The sequence below is a fragment of the Nostoc sp. FACHB-190 genome, assembly GCF_014696905.1.
Classification (GTDB): Bacteria; Cyanobacteriota; Cyanobacteriia; order Cyanobacteriales; family Nostocaceae; genus Nostoc_B.
The window spans coordinates 28,843-46,598 of record NZ_JACJQW010000034.1 but is presented as its reverse complement, the minus strand read 5'-3'; the positions used below and the strand labels follow the sequence as shown (position 1 = coordinate 46,598).

The following is a 17,756-nucleotide window of genomic DNA, read 5'->3' as shown; positions in this document are numbered from 1 at the left end:
GATGGGATAAGTGTAGTTTTAATTTTTACATCCACATCGGGAAAGGATTAAGTTCTGCCTCTGTTAAGGTTTCTTTCAACCAACCCATTTTGACCGGAACCTCATACAATCTCCCTGCACCTAACCGACTCCACCAGTGCCTCATCCCCGGCACAATTACCTTAGCTACCCTTAGTCCAATGTCAGGACGAGTTTGATCTAAAACCAGCATTTCCATACCGTTTTTCTCAACGATTTGTTGACACAGCTTAATATCTTCTAAAAGATTGTCACTGGCGATTTGAGGATAATCTACAGCGACTTTAGCGGCAACTCGATCATCAGGAATTAGATAAGATTGATTTGTCAAAGTCGCAGTTGTCCACCAGTCAATAGCCAAGGGATCGGCTGATGGAGGATATTGGGTATTGCCATCGGCTTGCGTTAATAAAACGTTGGGTAAAATTTGGTTAACTTCAGTTAAGGCTCGACTAATAGCAATTTTGGCATCGAAATGAGCGCCATAACCCAAAACAATATCTTCTACTTCGCGATCGCTTCTTCGAGTAACAGCAGCAAAAACTGGAATATTCAGATCGCTGGTAATATCTAAAACCCAAAGTTCCCGATTAATAGTTTGATAATATTGCTTCAGGCTTTGAAAATAAGGCTCGTCGAAACTATCTAAATCTACTTGCGGCTTTTGCAGGAAGTTATACCACCATAAGGCGACAGCATCACGCTCTACTAACTCCATAAACCCTTGCAGAATAGCTTCTTCGATAGTATTACCTGCGGCACACCCATTGGAATCAGCCCAACAGTCGGGTTTATAGTCCGGTTGATAGCCATAATAAGAGTAAGCCGTTGGTAGATACTTAAATTCCTGATGGGTTAAAGACCAAACAGGAGTCCAGTCAATTTCTCTTTGTTCATCAAACGGTTCTGGAACCTTTTGAAACCAGCCTTGACATTCAACATTCCACTGCTCTCTATTTTGATATTGCTGTTGACTAAAGTTCATGCAAGCATTGGGATGAATCGCTTTATCCCCCATTTGTTGGTAACTGGCTTTTTCTCTAATTTCCTCCCCTTGAAACACTCCAGAATAACGCTCGATCGCTTCGCAAAAACCACTAGCTCTAGCTTGAGAGTCAGTCCTACCTTTCCCTGCACTTCTACCTCCCAAATTTTGCCGTAAGCCGTTGAAATCGTCAAAAATACTGTGAAAATGATGTTTGGCAATGTAGTTATGAGTTAATCCATCCCCAGGAATTTTATTCAGTTCTCGCACTACGCCAGTAATGGGGCTAATATGATGTTGATATTTCCTGAGAGTTTCTTGTGGCGAACAAATACGGTGTCCTCCATCTGCGGTAAAGGTTTTCTGGCGGTGTTCTAAAACAAGAGGTAGGGGGTTGTTGCTTAACCCATTTACCATCTCTCCACAGCTAGAACATTGAGGACGTTTCACCCAGCCATGATTTTGAGTTTGCAGCGCGATCGCATCGTAAGTGATTAGATTGTTTTCTAATTGTTTATTTTCCCCTTGCACAATCCATTTAAACACCTCGGTGGCTGCCATTCCTAATGCAGTTTGTACAGTAGATGTCAAAAATCCTAAAGGAGGTGTTAAAGCTGGATAAATGGGCTTCTGTCTCTGAATAAACCCTTCAATTGGTCTATTATCTCGCAAACGCTTGGCTAAACATTCCCAACATCCAGTTTTTTTAGGATCTAATAAAGGGCCAAGCCAGACTATTGTTCCCAATGGTTTAACTAACATCCAGGAAGATTGGGACTTTAGGGCTTGTTGATTGAGCTTATCTAGCTCAGGATTGAGATAGTCATCAGTTAAAACTACTGTCAAATCACCAATGTCTGCTACTTGAATTTGGAGAGATTCAAGCATAGCAATGAAGTCCCCAGCAGCAACTGAACCTAATGCTTTTACTGCTACTTTAGTTGAGCGCAATCGTTGATAGGCTAAGGTGGGAGTGATATTGAGATGATGACAAAAAATCTTTAAATGCGAGGGCAAAGAGTTATCTGGTTTGACAAGATAACCCTTTTGTTCCATTTGGTACAAAGCATATTGGGCTTTAATACTTACATTGAGAACTTCTTGGAAAAAGGTAGCTGCTTCCTCAAAAGATTTTGGATCTTGCAGTAGCGACTGTTGAATGGTGTCAATAATTTCATCAATACTGAGATTGCTATCGATTAAAGCAGCTAAACTACAAGAAAGGCGATCGTTTAACCAAATTTTCTCCCTCTCTGATAACAAAAATACTTGTTCGGGTTCTATAGTTGCAATAGAATAACAGGGATTGAAATGTGTTTTATCTAGCATATTTATTATTCTTTATAGAACTCCTATTTAATTTTTTAAAAAAACTTAGTATACCTTCATTTTCTGTAATCTTTTTGGGTCTTGCTTTTTACCTCTTGTCTGTGTACACAAACAATTTCAAGCATTAAACCGGATTCCTATAGTTGACATCCTAGTAACAGTAAACCAGAAATTTTTTCAAATAGCGATCGCTAATCATACTTATCCCTTTTTTGTTAACTTCAGCAGAAAACAATCCCAAACCCCTATTTCTACGTTTATTTTCAACAAGGGAATTTAGATGCTAAAAGAGATATGCAATCGCTTAATTCTTTATTTTGTTTAGCATTCAAAGTTGGGGCTATATTTTTCTCTCCTCGTAGTAACAAAAGAAGGCTTATACCAATTTAATATAAAACTGCATAAAAGCTTGTAAATAAACTTATAGCAGGAAATAGATATTATCTACTCATTATGTACATTGCTCGAAAAATTGTTGTATGTAATACCTACATCGGGCTACGGCTATGCGTAAATTTTGTAGAGAAGGAAATAGTTTTTTAATGTTGTTTTTAATAACATCCAAAGCCTCTTGCTCAGGTTAAGTTAGGGAAAACGCGAAAGTTGTCACGTAAAACTGCCGATACAACTCACAGCTTGATATTACTTTATTTCCTGACTGTTTAATCAGCCCCATACTGCTTAACTTGTAAGCCACGATAGCCTCTAATTCTACTGGCTCATTGGTACATATAACACAATTAAGGGATCTGGCTAATTCCGGCCGTTCTTGCAGTATTACCAAATGGCGTTGCAGGTGATGAGAATAAATTCCGGTGGCAGTTGGGGCAGTTTCCAGCAGTTGCTCCAGAGTTATCTCCCTTTGACTAAGATGATAGATAGCAGTGTGTACTAGTGAGGGATGTCCTCCGATCAGATCCATCAGTTGCCTAGCTTCATCACCATCTGACCAGTCAAGTTCGTAGCGTTGAGCTAACTGCTGCACCTCCTCTTTACTAAAAGCATTTAACTGAATTGGCAGCCCTACATTAAAAGGGGATTGGTTAAGTTGGAGGGGAACGTAAATTTCCGTCGAGTGAACCACAATCAAGCGGAGCTTTTGCCAAATCGGCAATCTTTTGGCTTCTTCGTACCATGATCGCAACAAGGGTAAAAAATCCTTTGCTACTTGAGGATGCTCAAAAATTTGATTTACCTCATCTAACGCCAAAACGAGGGGAGTCCCTATTGATTTTAGTAGATACTCTTCGACGTAGGAAGTGCAGCTAATTTTGCTACCCAGATCCTCATCCCAATATTCATCTAGCTTCGCTTCTAACTGAAGCTGACGTGCAATGTTGGCACACAGCCAACGCAAAAATTGATTCAAATCACTCAAGATAACTTGGTCAACCTGCTCCAGGTTCAAGCTGACAGTGCGGTAGCCCTGGCGTTTAGCAGAGTCAAGAATTCTCATTAACAGAGAAGTTTTGCCCATCTCTCTGGGTGCCTTAATCCGCACTAAGGCTCCAGGTTTTCTTATTTCTTGATTAACCTGCTCTTCAAGAGGAGCGCGTTCTAGGTAAAAAGGGGAACCCAGAGGAACTGAGCCATTGGGATAGCGGGGCGAGGTATCCTGGTTTGCATCGCTCAACTCAGAAATTTTAGGATTTTTATCTGTAGTTTGGGATGAAACTTCAAAATCCAGATTTGCAATTTCTCTCCAGTCGAGTGCCAATTTACGACAGAGTTCTTCAAAAGTCACATAGTCAACAGGCTTACCAGTCAGAAAGTTGCTGACTGTCGCTAGAGCGAATCCTGCATCTTCAGCTAAAGAGCGTTGGCTGGGAAAGCCGTTACGTATAAGTGCAAGTTTGGCTTTCTCAAGACAATTTTTTTGAACTCTAAGTGATCTGGGCATAGAGAATCTTATGACAACTGTATGGATTGTACCAGTAACACCATAAAAGTCAGTCACAAGTCAGTAATTCTCAGGCGATAAGTCAGTATACGGTGGGATTTGATGAATATATCGAGTTCCAAGCACAGGGAAGTAAAAATATGCAAGACGGTAAGAAAGTTATCCGATATATGCAGTTCAAAAACCATAAAAGAATGGCAATAAATATTGTGTATCTAAAGGAGTACAAGGATTTGTAATTAATGGAATTTGCTCAAGAGATAAATATACTGTGCATGTGTTTATAGCTATATCCAATAACCAATGTAATGAATTTTCTATCCCCCAATAGCTGCGGACACAATTAGCAAATTTCTTGGTATCTGATTCAAGTCCACCTCTCAAACTAGCCTGTATTTACATCTTTTTGAGGACAAAAATATGAGTATAAAGCCAAGCAAAATCGAATTATATGAGCAAGAAGTTTTCAAGTTAGAACTGACTGATTCAGATCCAGGCAGCCTTAATGGTAGAACTGGCCAAAATGGTAAGTATAACGGTCAAGCAACATCAGCAAAAATATTTGGGTCAGTCGGCTCAGGAGTAACTTTTTATGATGATCGAGAATTTAGAACAACTGAAAATCGCGTTTATATTGAAAAGCTGACAGACCAACCTGTAGAAGTTTTCATCAGTGAAAACTTTGTTAAAACTGACGAGAAAATAGGTAGTGGCATTTTTTCCGGTGAAGAGCCAGGTAAATACAAATGGATACTTTACAAAAAGCCTAAGTCCAGACTGGACTGGGAAACAATTGTGAAGCTTATTTTTGGTGGCACTCAAGGAGTAGTAGGCCGTTTAATCTCAATTGGTGGGGCAATAGGAAAAATTATTGAGGATGAAAACGAGCCTAAATCAAATAATTACCGTGTTGATAACTGCTCTAGCGTGAAATTTGGAGAGCCACCTACCTACGGCTTAATTTAAGAAAGAGAACCTTATACCAATTTTGTATGAAGTTGCATAGAATGAAAAAGCTAAAACATTTACCTAGTAAGTATTCCAGCTTTCTAAAGTTTTATACAGCTTCACAATACATTGGTATTAGAAGTTGTTGGAAAACTAGATTTATTGTGATTTTAGGCACTTATTGCTCCCCTCTAGCTCTCTTCAAAAGGGGAGAAATTATCTCAAATTCTTCCTTTTGAAGGGGTATTTAGGAAGATTTAGAATATTTTGCTACTCACAAGAAGACTTTTCAAATATCCTCTTAGACATATTTGATTGTTAATAAGCTAACTTAAGGAGTTTCAAAATGGATATTTCTCAAAATTGTCTCGATCTCATCAAAAAGTGGGAAGACTTCAGAGCCAATGCTTATTTAGATCCTGTAGGCAAGCCTACCATTGGCTATGGAACGATTCGTTATCCTAATGGGCAAGAAGTCCAATTGGGAGATGTTGTTTCAGAAGCAGAAGCAGAAGCTTTCATGAAGTTAGAGTGTGATGAATTTGCCGCAGTAGTTAGTAAAAACGTTACAGTCACGCTGAATCAAAACCAATTTGATGCTTTAGTTTCTCTTTGTTACAACATAGGCCCAGGCGGATTTCAAACCAGTACGTTACTTAAAAAACTTAACGCAGGAAATTATTCTGAGGCAGCAGATCAATTTTTAGTCTGGAATAAAGGGACTATAGATGGTGTTAAGCAAGTCCTCGAAGGATTGACTAATCGACGCAAAGATGAAAAGGCTTTATTTGAAAAAACTGTTGGTAGCGGAACTCCACTGGAGAAAGCAGAACCTTCACCGCAAAATGAAGTTACTTGGTTACAAGCGTATCGAGAAAATTTAAGCGATGCAACTATTATCGTCGCTCGTAATAAAGACAACAAAATCGTAGAAATTTTAACTTTAGCAAGCCCTAAAAAAGAGGATTTGATTACTGTCTTGCGTCAATATCCCAACGCCCAAAATTTTCTTCTTGCTCCCGATAACGCTGTTCCTCCTGGCGAGCGAATTCTCATTCAAAAGAGACAATCAGACTCGATAACCAAGGTTGAAAATCCTCCTGCTTTGCAAAATCCTCTGTTAATTATTGGGATGGGGGACGAAGACTCAACTCCAGACTCCCTTAAAAAGGATATTGAGAATCTACAAACCCGCTTAAGAGATTTAGGTTATTACCAAGGAGAAATTGATGGAAACTTTGGTTCTAATACCGATAAAGCCGTAAAAGCTTTCCAGGCTAAAGTTTTTGGAGAAGAAGAAGCCGATGGCAAAGTTGGGACAAAAACCTGGGCAAAACTTTGGGGACAAGATTCCTCAATTGTCATCAGACCACTTCCTAGTAACTCTCTTAGAACTTCTAACAAAAACTACCTCAAATTGACCAAGACAAATCGAAAAGATGAGTACGGGTGTTTCATTCTGAAAATGGAATACTACAAAGACAGCGAACTGATAGATTCTCTAAATGTATGTTCTGGGCAGTATAATCGCCAGAATTTTAAAACTGCCCCTGAAAGCATTCCCCTATCAGGTGAACCTTTACCCGAAGGAAAATGGTACATCGAGGACATTAAATGGGCAGGAGGAAAAGATAATAAGGATGATTACTCTGGAAAATACTTGTTTCCTGATAAAGGAGTAGGCCCTGTTTCCACTCCCCTAACCTATAAGGAGCCAAATTCTACACGAAGAAGTGCGATCGAAATCCACATTGACTGGAATCGGCGAGAAAATTCTCCCGGAACCGCAGGGTGTGTCGGAATATATAATATTGGCGATTATCAACGATTTGTCAATTGGCTTCGTGAGACCGATCCGAGAGATTTCTATGTTGATTGGAATTTAGGTACTTGCCCACCGCAACCATAAGCTTGATACCGTTGGCGAATTGAGTAACCCTGTTAGAGTTGATGGGTAGATGATACCGCCCATCAACTCTAAAAGCTTTGCCCGTTTAATCCGCTTAACACAGTAATTTTGCTTTTGTTCTAATGAACGCACAGGTTATTGCATCAACCGACTGCGATCGCGCTCCTATACAAAATAAGAAACAATTATGTAGTCTTGATGCCACATATTAGGCGACCATTTGAAGCGGCAATTTCTCTAACTACCAAAATCTTTGAAACTTAGAATTAGCAAGGTTTTTCAGCCGCTATTTCCGTTTTTGCAGATATTTCGGCTCGATGCCAACTTCTACTCTAGATGAGCGAACTGTTGACTTTCTATACTGTTTCTATATTTTTTTCTATACTCAGAATTTGCCAGACAAGATAGTTTCTACACTATTTCTATACAACCGTGTAGAAATAGTGTACATCTGGCTCATAACTGGAGGTTGGTGTCGGTTGTGGATTCACGCCTAAGATAAAACTTGAACAACCCATCGTTGGCATACAGGTTGCAGTAAATAGTCAATGCACAGATAATGTGAAATTTTATGACTTTGATTCAACGAAAGTCCAAATGCTCTTAGAATCGCATCTCTAAGTGTTGCCGGTGTACCCTGCCATTCGAGCGTTCGCTTACTTTACAACTTGAAACTTAACTGAGTTAAAACCTGAAAATACAATCATAAATGCTGAAGTGAAATAAATCAGACATTAAAATCTCAGAAATCTATGGTAAATCCTCGTTTTTGGAGCGTAGCTGCTTTACTGGGGCTGTTAATTGGGTGTTCACCAGTTCAATCTCAACTACCACCATCAACCGAACTTTCCCCATCAATAAGTGTGCATTTGCTTTTGGGAAATCCTAGCAGTGCAACGCCAACGAGTCTTACACCTGACAACTACTTAATGGTCAAGTATCAGTATGCCCTCTCTTACAATAACAGTAAGGGAACAGCCAACTGGGTCGCTTGGCAGCTTAATTCTTCATGGCTAGGAAACGCCGAACGCCAAGATAACTTCCGTCCGGATCAAACATTGCCGAATGGTTGGTTACGGGTAACTCCTTCTATGTATTCTGGCTCTGGTTATGACCGTGGTCACATCGCACCTTCAGCAGACCGCACTAAAACAACAGAGGATAATGCGGCTACGTTCCTGATGACAAATATGATGCCTCAGACCCCTGATAATAATAGAAATACATGGGGCAATTTAGAAGACTATTGTCGAGAACTCGTCAGTCAAGGTCAGGAGCTTTACATCATTGCAGGGCCTAGTGGTAGTCGAGATCAACCACTCAAAGGTAAGGTGGTTATTCCTCAATCAACTTGGAAGATTGTTGTCGTACTAGATCATCCTGGTTCTGGAATTAATGGTATTACTGCTAATACTCGTGTCATTGCAGTCAATATTCCCAATGAGCCAGAATTAAATAATGACTGGAGGGCTTATAAAGTCAGTGTTGATCAAATAGAACAACTCACTGGCTACGATTTTCTGTCTAATGTTTCTCCAAATATTCAGGAAGTAATTGAAGGCAAAGTAGATAACAGTAACAAGTAAAGCAATCTAGTGGACTGCATCATACACAGTCATTGTCTCCAGGATATGAGATATGATTTGGGCGCTCGCTCGAATGGCAGGGTTTGTACTTCACTCATTTAATACTTAATCAACTGGGTAATACAGCTTGTCTTTCTCATTAAACCGCCAAGAACGTTTGGTAAAGTCGCGGTCTTGTGTCCACCTCTCAAAATCTTTTTGGCTTGATGTTGCACGTTTTTCTTCGATGGTAGATGCTGTAGTACCAAACCGCTTTGCTAAGTCTTCTGCATTGTGGGGTTGAAGCTTGACTGGCGCACTCGTCTGATAGGTGTAGCCGCCTGATTTGTTACGTGACCTTGATGTATTGATACTATTGTGCATCTGTATCAATGCCCCTTCAAATCGTGAAAGTTTGTGAGCTAGTTCTTCGAGTTTACCTTCGAGATTAGTTAATCTTTTTTCTTGCTGGTCGTTGCTACTTTCCCTCACACTTTCCTGGAAACGAAAAAACTCTTCTTCCAGTTGATACAAGCGAATTTCTACACTTTCTTCTGTACCCGGTACGTCTCCTAAAATATGGTGTAGCCCTTGGATAACCAAATCTGTGGCGGTGGTTTTCCGTTCTCTTGCTGCTAGGCGAAGTGCATTTGCTAATACTTTGGGGAGTTTGAAGTTAATTGATTCGCGTTCAGCTCTTGCCATTTCTACACACAGTACATACCTTGGTATAGACAAAGTTTACCACTTTAGAACGAGCTAATCTTGAGCAAGCCAGAGTGCTGTTAGTAGTTCACCAACACAAAATTGCCGTGTAGAACTAGCTCTTGTGCAGGGGGCAGGGCGCAAGGGGGAGAATCTTTCCCCTCCGCTCCCTGCTCCCTGCCCCGAAGCCAGCCACCACACAAAGTTCTCTTGGCAGACTACTAGTGGGAGATACAAACCAGTTATCATCTGTAGAAGCAAGCAGTCCAGATCACGCTCGTAACTTTGATTACACCTTTTCTTTCAGAAATCCGGGATAGCATTGCCAGTAGCGAAAAGCATTGCAACATAACTTAACAATCCTCTGTCTTGACGTATCCCTTGGGGTAGGGCGAATCCGCGTCAAACAAAGATGTAGAATGGTGAGTAAGATGTCCGGGAACAGAACTTATCGGACATTTATCGGACATTTATTTGTGCGCTCGTGCTGTGTGTAAATTTATTGAGGTGAGTGGTGATGGACTTGGCACAAGTCGAGACAGTAGGGCATACCCAACTGAGCGATGCCATAGCGCAATTGTCACCGGAGCAGTTAGCTTTTATTCAGGCGACGGTTGATGCTGTTGTACGGGCTACGGTTCCGCCAAAAATCACCAGTGCTTCTAACACGAGCGAGTTGTTTTCTAGTTGGTTGGGTTCTCGTGAATCTGTGCAAACTGAGCGGGCTTATCGCAACGATGTCATGCACTTTGTGCAGTACAAATTGGGTACTGATTACCCCGACCTTGACGATTTAAATTTGCACACTGTTACTAAAGAAGATGTAGATGGATATAAAGCTTTTTTGCTAAAGCAAGAAAATCTTGGACAAATTGCCCGTGCCAGCGTTAGGCGGCGGCTGGCTTCACTCAAAAGTTTTTTGCGCTATGGATGTGATGTTGGATATTTGCGAACCAACAGTGCAATGCTCCTGAAAGTTCCTACCGAACGTAAAAAAATTAAGGAGCGGACGCTGAGTGAAACTGAAATCGAGATGATGAGCGATGCGGCACTACTTGCAGTCAGTCAAGCGAAAACACAACACAAGAAAATTCTGGCTCAACGCAATCAATTAGTATTTGAACTTTTTTATTGTGGTGGATTTCGGGTTGGGGAAGTGGCAACACTCACATGGAGTAGTGTTTACCTTAACCAGTCGGGATTACCTTATATCAAGGTAGTCGGGAAAGGGGATAAGGAACGCGACGTACTACTTCCCACCGAACTGTATCAATATTTACTCGCCAACCGACAGCGCCCCAAGGATAAAACTGAACCTGTATTTATTAGTCAAAAAACCAATAAGCCAGTAGGTGAGCGTCATATCCGCCGAATTATTAAATCCATTGCCCAGGGCGCTGGGTTATCACGCATTCCCTCCCCCCACTGGCTACGCCATTCTCATGCTACCCACGCCGCCAAACATACCCCGATTCATGTCATTACAAAAACACTAGGACATTCCAGTGGCAAAATTACGCTTGATAACTACCTACACGCAGGTGAAGATGAAGCGAGTTCTCTGAATCTCAGACACTACCGTCGTTGAAAGTAAGCTTTTTAGCACCTAATTTGCAGTTTAGACCGATCCAGGAGCAGAGGAGCAAGGGAGAGGGTGTAAGTCATTTTCTTCAGGATTAATGCTCATAGTTTAGTTATTTTGCTTCCAAGGTATGGCTGGGCTTCGCCAACCTGTGCAACACCGCACTTTGATATGAGTGTAGGTTTAATTTAGGAAGTTGCGATCGGGGTCAAAAATAATACTAATTAAAAGTTATACTTTAAACACAAATCCCTTATTAGAGGTAAGTTAGGGATTTACCAAGTTTGGTGACGTTTTTTGTAAGTGTGATATAAGTAAATAAGCATACAATCCTATCAACCAGTCAGTAGATTTTTGTCTGACTCACAAAGAACTATCAACAGATGTTTTCATTCATTACACTGTTGAGAGTGTTTTTTGTTGGGGTGTCAGTTATTTTTAATAATCTACCATCCAATAATATTGAATTATCGAAAGGCCTTATATGAGTTCTGGAATACTTAATGAAGTAGTTGGTGGTAAATACGATATAAAAGCTCTACTGGGTGAGGGAGGTAGTGGAATTGTATATCTAGCCAAAAAGCTAAAAACAAATGAACGGTATGCAATCAAGACAATTTCTACTGCTGATAAGAATGCTCTAAAACTTTTAGAAAGAGAAACTCAAACTCTAAAGCGTTTAAATCATCCAAGTATAGTTAAATTTATTGAAGATGGCTATGAAACGTCGCATAATATTGTTTATTTAGTTTTGGAGTATTTAGAAGGAGAAAATATTAATAACTATTTTGACAATGGAGTTGATATAAAAACAAAAATAGATTTATTCTTACAAATTCTTGATGCTGTAAGCCATGCTCATGCTAAAGATGTAATCCACAGGGATATTAAGCCAGATAATATTATGGTTGTAGAAAATAATGAACAACCATTAGCAAAAATTTTAGATTTTGGTATCTCTATTATTACAACTACTATTCTGACTAATACTATTAGAAGCTATCATACACCGCTATTTGCTGCACCTGAACAGATCCAACTAAAGGGTGTATATAGGGATTCTGATATATATTCTTTAGCTATGACATTTTTATATTTATTATCTACCAATGAAGCTAAAATTGATTTTAGAGAAGAGCAGAATAAAGAAATACTTTATAATTCTGCCGTAGCAAATTTGAATATTAATAGTAACCTAAGAGACTCACTGATAGAGGTTTTAATAAAAGCAACAGATGTAATTCGGGATAACAGACCCAAGATTGATGAAATTAGGGTAGCTCTTACTAGAATAAAAGATGATATATCTGACAAGTTAACTATTTTATTCAGTGTGACTCGGAAATTAAAGGATGAGATATCCAATTCAAACAAATATGATGGGCTGTCTTTAAAAGTAAAAAGGCATATAGAATCTAGACTAAAAAATAATTCCGATTTAATTTCCATTATCAAAAGCCGTAAACAAGAACAACAAAATAAATTAACGGTTGAAATTGGTGTAGAATCACAAGCTTATACCTATTGGGGGTTTATAAATCTAGACACCCCTAACGAAATTGTTTTATACAAAGAGAATAATTTTGTTAATCCTCAACAGTCAGAAAGACTATTTGAAAATGGTGTATTGGTAAAAGTTGCTCCAATTGTCGAAGTAGAAGGTACTCCAAGAAGAAAAAATGACTTAAGTGATTTAGTAAACCAAATTTTACAGAAAGAACAAGAAGTCAAAAATGAAGTTGAAAGTAACAAAGGAGTAGATAATACATTTAGCCGATGGCAAAGTGTTATTGAAATAGAAGAGAAGATAATTAGTGAAAGAAAGCAGAGTTTTGCTTATTCCAAAGTTGAATATGATAGAGATAATCAACGATTAATTGTCAATTTAAGCAATCCTATATCTTTAGATGAATTTGAACAAATTACATCACCACCATTACCTGTAACTATTTCAGTCAAAAGACAATCACCTCCGTATCGTGAAAGTCAGTTTTCTGTAGGAGACATAATCGATGGAGATAAATCCAAAAATGGAGAAATGGTTGTAACATTACATATCAGCATTGGGGATTTTTGTAACCCTGATATATTTGAATCCCTATTAGAAAAAGGGAGAATAGAAACTGATTTTAAAGCGCAGGAATCTGAAATAGGGCGTAGAAGAAAGGCTCTGAGGGCAATTAGGTATGGTGATTCGGAAAATACTACTTTATGCAAAGTTATATCTGACCCTGGTAACTCGCTACCTGTAGAACCCCTACTTATCAATCAATTTTTTAATGAACAACTTGATATTTCACAACAGCAATCTGTATGTAAAGCCTTAGCTACTGAGGATATATTTTTAATCCAAGGCCCTCCAGGAACGGGGAAAACTTCGGTAATTACAGAAATAGTATTACAAATATTACGTAGATACCCAAATGATAAAATTTTGATTTCTTCTCAATCTAATATTGCTGTAGATAATGTATTAACTAGGCTCTCTACTCTCAAGCTTGATTCTATAGATGTTAGAGTTTTGAGGATTGGTAGAGAAGAAAAGATTGAAGATGAAGCTAGACAATTTGAAATAGAAAAAGCAATTATTAACTGGCAGGAATCAATCAGAACAAAATCATTTGCTCATTGGCAAGAATATGAAAACCAGCATCTAGAACTACTTTTGGGTGTAAAGAAAATTGCAGATATTGAATCTTTGAAAACTCTACTTGAGCAAGTCAAGCATCTAACAGAACAGATTAACGAAGCAATAAAAGGCTTTAATTCCGAGTTAGTTATCTCTCCCCTAAATACCTCTTCGCAACAGGCTGCTGATCTAGCTTGCGAGTTTATATATGAAAAGCTGTTATTAGAAGAAAAAATATTAGGAAGAATTAAAGATTATGTAGAAAAGTTTGGTATAGAATATCCAGAGAAAAAGTTACTATCTTATTGGATAGATGAAGAGTATAGGCGGTTGCAGGCTGTTCTAGGCGATAATAATGAACACTACAAAAACTTTTTTAACTTAAGAAAGTTAAAAGAAGAATGGAATGAAAGGCTAAAACGAAAACAAATAGATTTAGTATCAATATTTTTAGATGGTGTCAACGTAGTTGGTGCTACCTGCTTAGGTATTGCTAATCTCAAAGATTTGAAGTTTGATTGGGTGATTGTTGACGAGGCTGGTCGTTCTACTGCTCCAGAAACTTTTGTACCAATGGCAAGGGGCAAGAAAATAATATTGGTCGGCGACCATAAACAGTTACCACCAATCATTGATAGAGATTTACAAAACCGGGTACTAAGTGAAAAAGATATTGAAAAACGCGCACTGGAGATAAGCCTTTTTGAATATCTATATGAAGAATTACCAAAGACAAAGAAAATAACACTCAACCATCAGTACAGGATGCACCCGGATATCGGGAATCTAGTTAGTACATTATTTTATGACAGGCAGGTTAAAAGTGAGCTTGTTGAGCCAAATACCAAACAGCACCAGTTAAGCCAATTTAATAAAAGCGTCTACTGGATATCAACAAGCGATGTCAGCATCGAAAAATCAAAAGAAAGAAAAAGTGGAAATAGTTACAGCAATAGTTATAATGCCAATCTCATCAAGGCTATTTTGGATAAGATTCAGCAGAATTGTCAGTCTAGCAATTTGTATAAAGAAGTTGGTGTCATAGCGGGCTATGCTTCACAAATAAGTACACTAGAGGCAACAGTTGCACCTCAAAATAAAAGTTTGTGGAAAAATATTCATATAGCCATGCACACAGTTGATGCCTTTCAAGGAAGAGAATGTGACATCATTATTTACGATTTAGTAAGAAGTAATCAACGAAAGCAACTAGGATTTACTTCCGATGACAGACGCTTGAATGTAGCTTTATCTCGCGCTAAACAGCTACTAATTATAGTAGGCAATGATGTGATGGCTTATGAAGGTAGAACTCCAAGCAGGCTTCCTAATCCTTTCAAACCACTAATTGAATATATTGATAGTAACCCAAAAGCTTGTGAAAGATTAGCATCTAGTCAATTTATAATTTAATATATCTACCTACAACAATGTCTGATTTAACTATCGATTTTCAAAATAAAATCAGAAAATATCACTCACTTCCTGAAGCTGTAGTGATTGATTACAAAAAAATTGGGTATCCTTTTTATGTAGTTATACTTGATTTGACTTATTTATCTAATAGAAATTTAGAGCTTCAAGAAGAGTTTGTTATTAAATGTATTACAAACGGGTTAGTAAACCAAAATCAAATATCTAATTTTTTAGGTGTAGATGACCATTTTGTAGAGAAAGTGTTATCGGGGTTAATCTCAAAAAATCTTGTAACAAAAGAAGAAAATTTCAGAGCGACGGAAATAGCACTAGATGCTCTTGAAAGACAGACAGTATTGGATACTGTTTCTGAGACAGAAACATTTTATATAGATGCTTTAAATGGAAAGCTATATGATTACTTTCAATTCAAAAAAGTAGGCAATAATGATGCCTACTTATTAAAGGCAGAAATTCCTAAACCCAGGAAAGGTAAAGTAGAGGATGTTATTAATTACTATGAAGAAATTGAAAAAGCTTTAGGGACATTAAGTAGGCAAAATCGAGTTGAACTAATACAAGTCAATAATATTGAAAAAATTTATACACAATGGCATGAAGTCATTTTAGTTTTTTATAAAAATCATCCAGATGATACTGAAGTAGGATATGAAACTTTTTCAAGAGATTCTATTCAGGTAGACTACAGAAAAACTATAGAACAACTATATGCTCAAGGTCAAAAAGTACTTAATGATATACTGCGCTTTGATATAACTAATAATGAAGAGAAAGCAGAAATAGAAAATTCAAATAATGAAGTAATTAAAGGTGTTTTTAAAGATGATATTCAAGCCGTAGAACGACTCACTATAAAAATTAATGCTCTTAATGAAACCGATTCATTTACAGATAATCAAATTCACTCAATTAATGAGCAAAGGGAAACCCTGAGTAAACAACTTAAGGAGATAAAAACTCAAAGCAAGATTTCAGAGATAATTCACACTTCAGAGCATCGTAACTATCTGTTCAAAGCTTTAAAAGAAGCTAAAAATCGAATAATGATAATCTCTCCTTGGATACGCAGTAATGTGGTTGATATTAATTTTCTAGCGAAATTAGAAGATACATTAGTTAGAGAATGTCAAGTATATATTTTATACGGAATTAAACAAAAAAGTGGCTGGGGTCAGCAAAATGATCCATTTGCTATTAAACAATTAGAAGATTTAGCAAGCAAATATAAAAATTTTAAGTTTGATAAAGTAAAAAATACTCACCGTAAAATTATTGTATGTGATGATAAGTTTGGCATAGTGACAAGCTTTAACTTTTTATCATTTAGAGCTGACCCCAGCCTAACCTATAGGGATGAATTAGGTGTTATTCTCAGAGACAAAGAAACTATTGATAGTCTATTTCAAAGTGGACTTTCGCTGTTATCTTAGATTGTTTTAAATGATGAGCCAAACGATCGGTGGCGGCGGAGGATTTATTTATCATATTGGGACTTAAATCAAGCCAGAGCAAGCTGCCTAAAAACTGATTCTACTTCCTCAAACTGGTTTTGAATCTTTGCTCGAATCGCCGTTTTAAGTTCCTTCAAAGAGCAGTCTTTACCCCCTATCTTTTGAGGAAGGTGCAAATCGCGGCAAACTTTTCGAGCTACACGAAGGGTTAATGTTTCAAGAGAAACTAGTAACTTATCAGAAATTGCTACTTGTATTATTTCTTCAGACTTTAGAGACACAGACAAATTCAGTTCAAGTTGCTGATAATTAACTGAACTCTGACGATGATATTTATCCACTGCTTCATGCACCCATTGAGCAGCATTCCGTTTGAACCAAGCTACAATATTTGGTAAAACTGGGGTACTATCCTCACTGACAAATTGACCAACATCAAATAGTTCAAGCTGTACGCTATCACCATATTTAAGTAACTTCATGGCAGCTTGGTTTAATTCGTCTGCTTTCTGAGCAAGAGTAGGTAGATAGTAACTAAGCTGGCAGGAAATTTGATTTAATAGCTGCACTGTTTTTTTAATATTGGCTGTAACTGCATCATCACTCAATCCATGCCGAACCACTAAACCTACTAGACGAGTAGCACGGCTTAACTGTTTATTCGCCCAATCTACTAAGTGATTAGTAGAAAGATCCGCATAATATGAAGAGAAATTAGTAGCTTTTAGAATGTTGTACAAAGCTTCAATCTCTGAAAATATCTGAGCGCGATAATTGAGATGAAACATTATATTTTTGGGTGGTAAAATTCTTATTTTTATTTTATCAATTTTTCAGATAAACTATCATTTCTATATTTGATCCAAAGTTTAAATAACATTCATTATTTCTATGAATAATTTTTTAAAATATTGTTTACTTATACTTGCTAAGAAATATTTGCTAAACTTTTTAAAAAATACAGTAATAATTTTCTGAATTTTAAAGTCAAATAGTCACTATCAAGCAATCATAAATAACAGTTTTGCATCTATTACCAGCATTAATTTTTACTATCTCAAGTATTCATTTTAATGTGGCTTACCATCTGCAACGCTGCTCTTTAAAAAGAGTGCGTCTAAGTTATATCAAGGTGACTGCTCAAATCAAACGGCAGTAGCAGTTCTTAATCAACCTAAATACCTCAAGACAATTTAGTTGTAATTAGCTCGTGGTTAATTTCGTATTCTAATTAGAATTTGAAATTTAACTCAAGACGATTCAGTTCATTTGTAATTGTCTCCCTTCACAAGATAAGC

At 37.7% G+C, this 17,756-nt stretch carries 10 protein-coding genes; 6 read left to right on the top strand and 4 right to left on the bottom strand.

Going from position 1 to position 17,756, the window contains the following annotated elements:
* Window positions 1-25: 25 nt before the first annotated feature.
* Window positions 26-2,332 (bottom strand): TOMM precursor leader peptide-binding protein, encoded by a 2,307-nt coding sequence (locus H6G28_RS27720; RefSeq protein ID WP_190675794.1) that lies wholly within the window; start codon window positions 2,330-2,332, stop codon window positions 26-28.
* Window positions 2,333-2,912: 580 nt separating this feature from the next.
* On the bottom strand, window positions 2,913-4,232 hold the full coding sequence (locus tag H6G28_RS27715) for an AAA-like domain-containing protein (RefSeq protein WP_199332958.1): 1,320 nt from the start codon (window positions 4,230-4,232) through the stop codon (window positions 2,913-2,915).
* A gap of 420 nt (window positions 4,233-4,652) precedes the next feature.
* Between H6G28_RS27715 and H6G28_RS27710 the strand changes: the two genes are divergently transcribed.
* The 3 genes from H6G28_RS27710 (at window position 4,653) to H6G28_RS27700 (ending at window position 8,675) form a co-directional block, all read left to right on the top strand.
* A complete protein-coding gene (locus H6G28_RS27710) occupies window positions 4,653-5,198 on the top strand; it encodes a hypothetical protein (RefSeq protein ID WP_190675792.1) in 546 nt (181 codons plus the stop codon).
* A gap of 328 nt (window positions 5,199-5,526) precedes the next feature.
* Window positions 5,527-7,089 carry a glycoside hydrolase family protein gene (locus H6G28_RS27705; protein WP_190675790.1) on the top strand — a complete coding sequence of 521 codons (1,563 nt, stop codon included), beginning with the start codon at window positions 5,527-5,529 and terminating at the stop codon, window positions 7,087-7,089.
* Between the two features lie 752 nt (window positions 7,090-7,841).
* Window positions 7,842-8,675: a DNA/RNA non-specific endonuclease gene (locus H6G28_RS27700; RefSeq protein WP_190675788.1), complete on the top strand. Its 834-nt coding sequence runs from the start codon at window positions 7,842-7,844 to the stop codon at window positions 8,673-8,675.
* Window positions 8,676-8,780: 105 nt separating this feature from the next.
* Here H6G28_RS27700 and H6G28_RS27695 read toward each other — a convergent pair whose 3' ends face one another.
* Window positions 8,781-9,359 (bottom strand): hypothetical protein, encoded by a 579-nt coding sequence (locus H6G28_RS27695; protein WP_190675786.1) that lies wholly within the window; start codon window positions 9,357-9,359, stop codon window positions 8,781-8,783.
* A 517-nt stretch (window positions 9,360-9,876) separates the two neighbouring features.
* Here H6G28_RS27695 and H6G28_RS27690 point away from each other — a divergent pair.
* The 3 genes from H6G28_RS27690 to H6G28_RS27680 all read left to right on the top strand — a co-directional run bounded on the left by H6G28_RS27690 (window position 9,877) and on the right by H6G28_RS27680 (window position 16,437).
* The gene (locus tag H6G28_RS27690) at window positions 9,877-10,947 is read left to right on the top strand and encodes a tyrosine-type recombinase/integrase (protein WP_190675784.1); all 1,071 of its coding nucleotides are present in this window, start codon (window positions 9,877-9,879) and stop codon (window positions 10,945-10,947) included.
* Between the two features lie 478 nt (window positions 10,948-11,425).
* Window positions 11,426-14,983, top strand: a complete 3,558-nt coding sequence (locus H6G28_RS27685) for a serine/threonine-protein kinase (protein WP_190675782.1) — start codon at window positions 11,426-11,428, stop codon at window positions 14,981-14,983.
* Between the two features lie 17 nt (window positions 14,984-15,000).
* Complete coding sequence (locus H6G28_RS27680) at window positions 15,001-16,437, top strand: phospholipase D-like domain-containing protein (protein WP_190675780.1); 1,437 nt, start codon at window positions 15,001-15,003, stop codon at window positions 16,435-16,437.
* Window positions 16,438-16,505: 68 nt separating this feature from the next.
* On the opposite strand, the gene H6G28_RS27675 is transcribed toward H6G28_RS27680, so the two are convergent.
* On the bottom strand, window positions 16,506-17,246 hold the full coding sequence (locus tag H6G28_RS27675; RefSeq protein WP_190675778.1) for a hypothetical protein: 741 nt from the start codon (window positions 17,244-17,246) through the stop codon (window positions 16,506-16,508).
* Window positions 17,247-17,756 lie beyond the last annotated feature (510 nt).

Bases quoted from the DNA above. Each gene is read 5' to 3' on its own strand.
- H6G28_RS27720 (WP_190675794.1), bottom strand. From the start codon at position 2,332: ATGCTAGATAAAACACATTTCAATCCCTGTTATTCTATTGCAACTATA.
- H6G28_RS27715 (WP_199332958.1), bottom strand. From the start codon at position 4,232: ATGCCCAGATCACTTAGAGTTCAAAAAAATTGTCTTGAGAAAGCCAAA.
- H6G28_RS27710 (WP_190675792.1), top strand. From the start codon at position 4,653: ATGAGTATAAAGCCAAGCAAAATCGAATTATATGAGCAAGAAGTTTTC.
- H6G28_RS27705 (WP_190675790.1), top strand. From the start codon at position 5,527: ATGGATATTTCTCAAAATTGTCTCGATCTCATCAAAAAGTGGGAAGAC.
- H6G28_RS27700 (WP_190675788.1), top strand. From the start codon at position 7,842: ATGGTAAATCCTCGTTTTTGGAGCGTAGCTGCTTTACTGGGGCTGTTA.
- H6G28_RS27695 (WP_190675786.1), bottom strand. From the start codon at position 9,359: ATGGCAAGAGCTGAACGCGAATCAATTAACTTCAAACTCCCCAAAGTA.
- H6G28_RS27690 (WP_190675784.1), top strand. From the start codon at position 9,877: ATGGACTTGGCACAAGTCGAGACAGTAGGGCATACCCAACTGAGCGAT.
- H6G28_RS27685 (WP_190675782.1), top strand. From the start codon at position 11,426: ATGAGTTCTGGAATACTTAATGAAGTAGTTGGTGGTAAATACGATATA.
- H6G28_RS27680 (WP_190675780.1), top strand. From the start codon at position 15,001: ATGTCTGATTTAACTATCGATTTTCAAAATAAAATCAGAAAATATCAC.
- H6G28_RS27675 (WP_190675778.1), bottom strand. From the start codon at position 17,246: ATGTTTCATCTCAATTATCGCGCTCAGATATTTTCAGAGATTGAAGCT.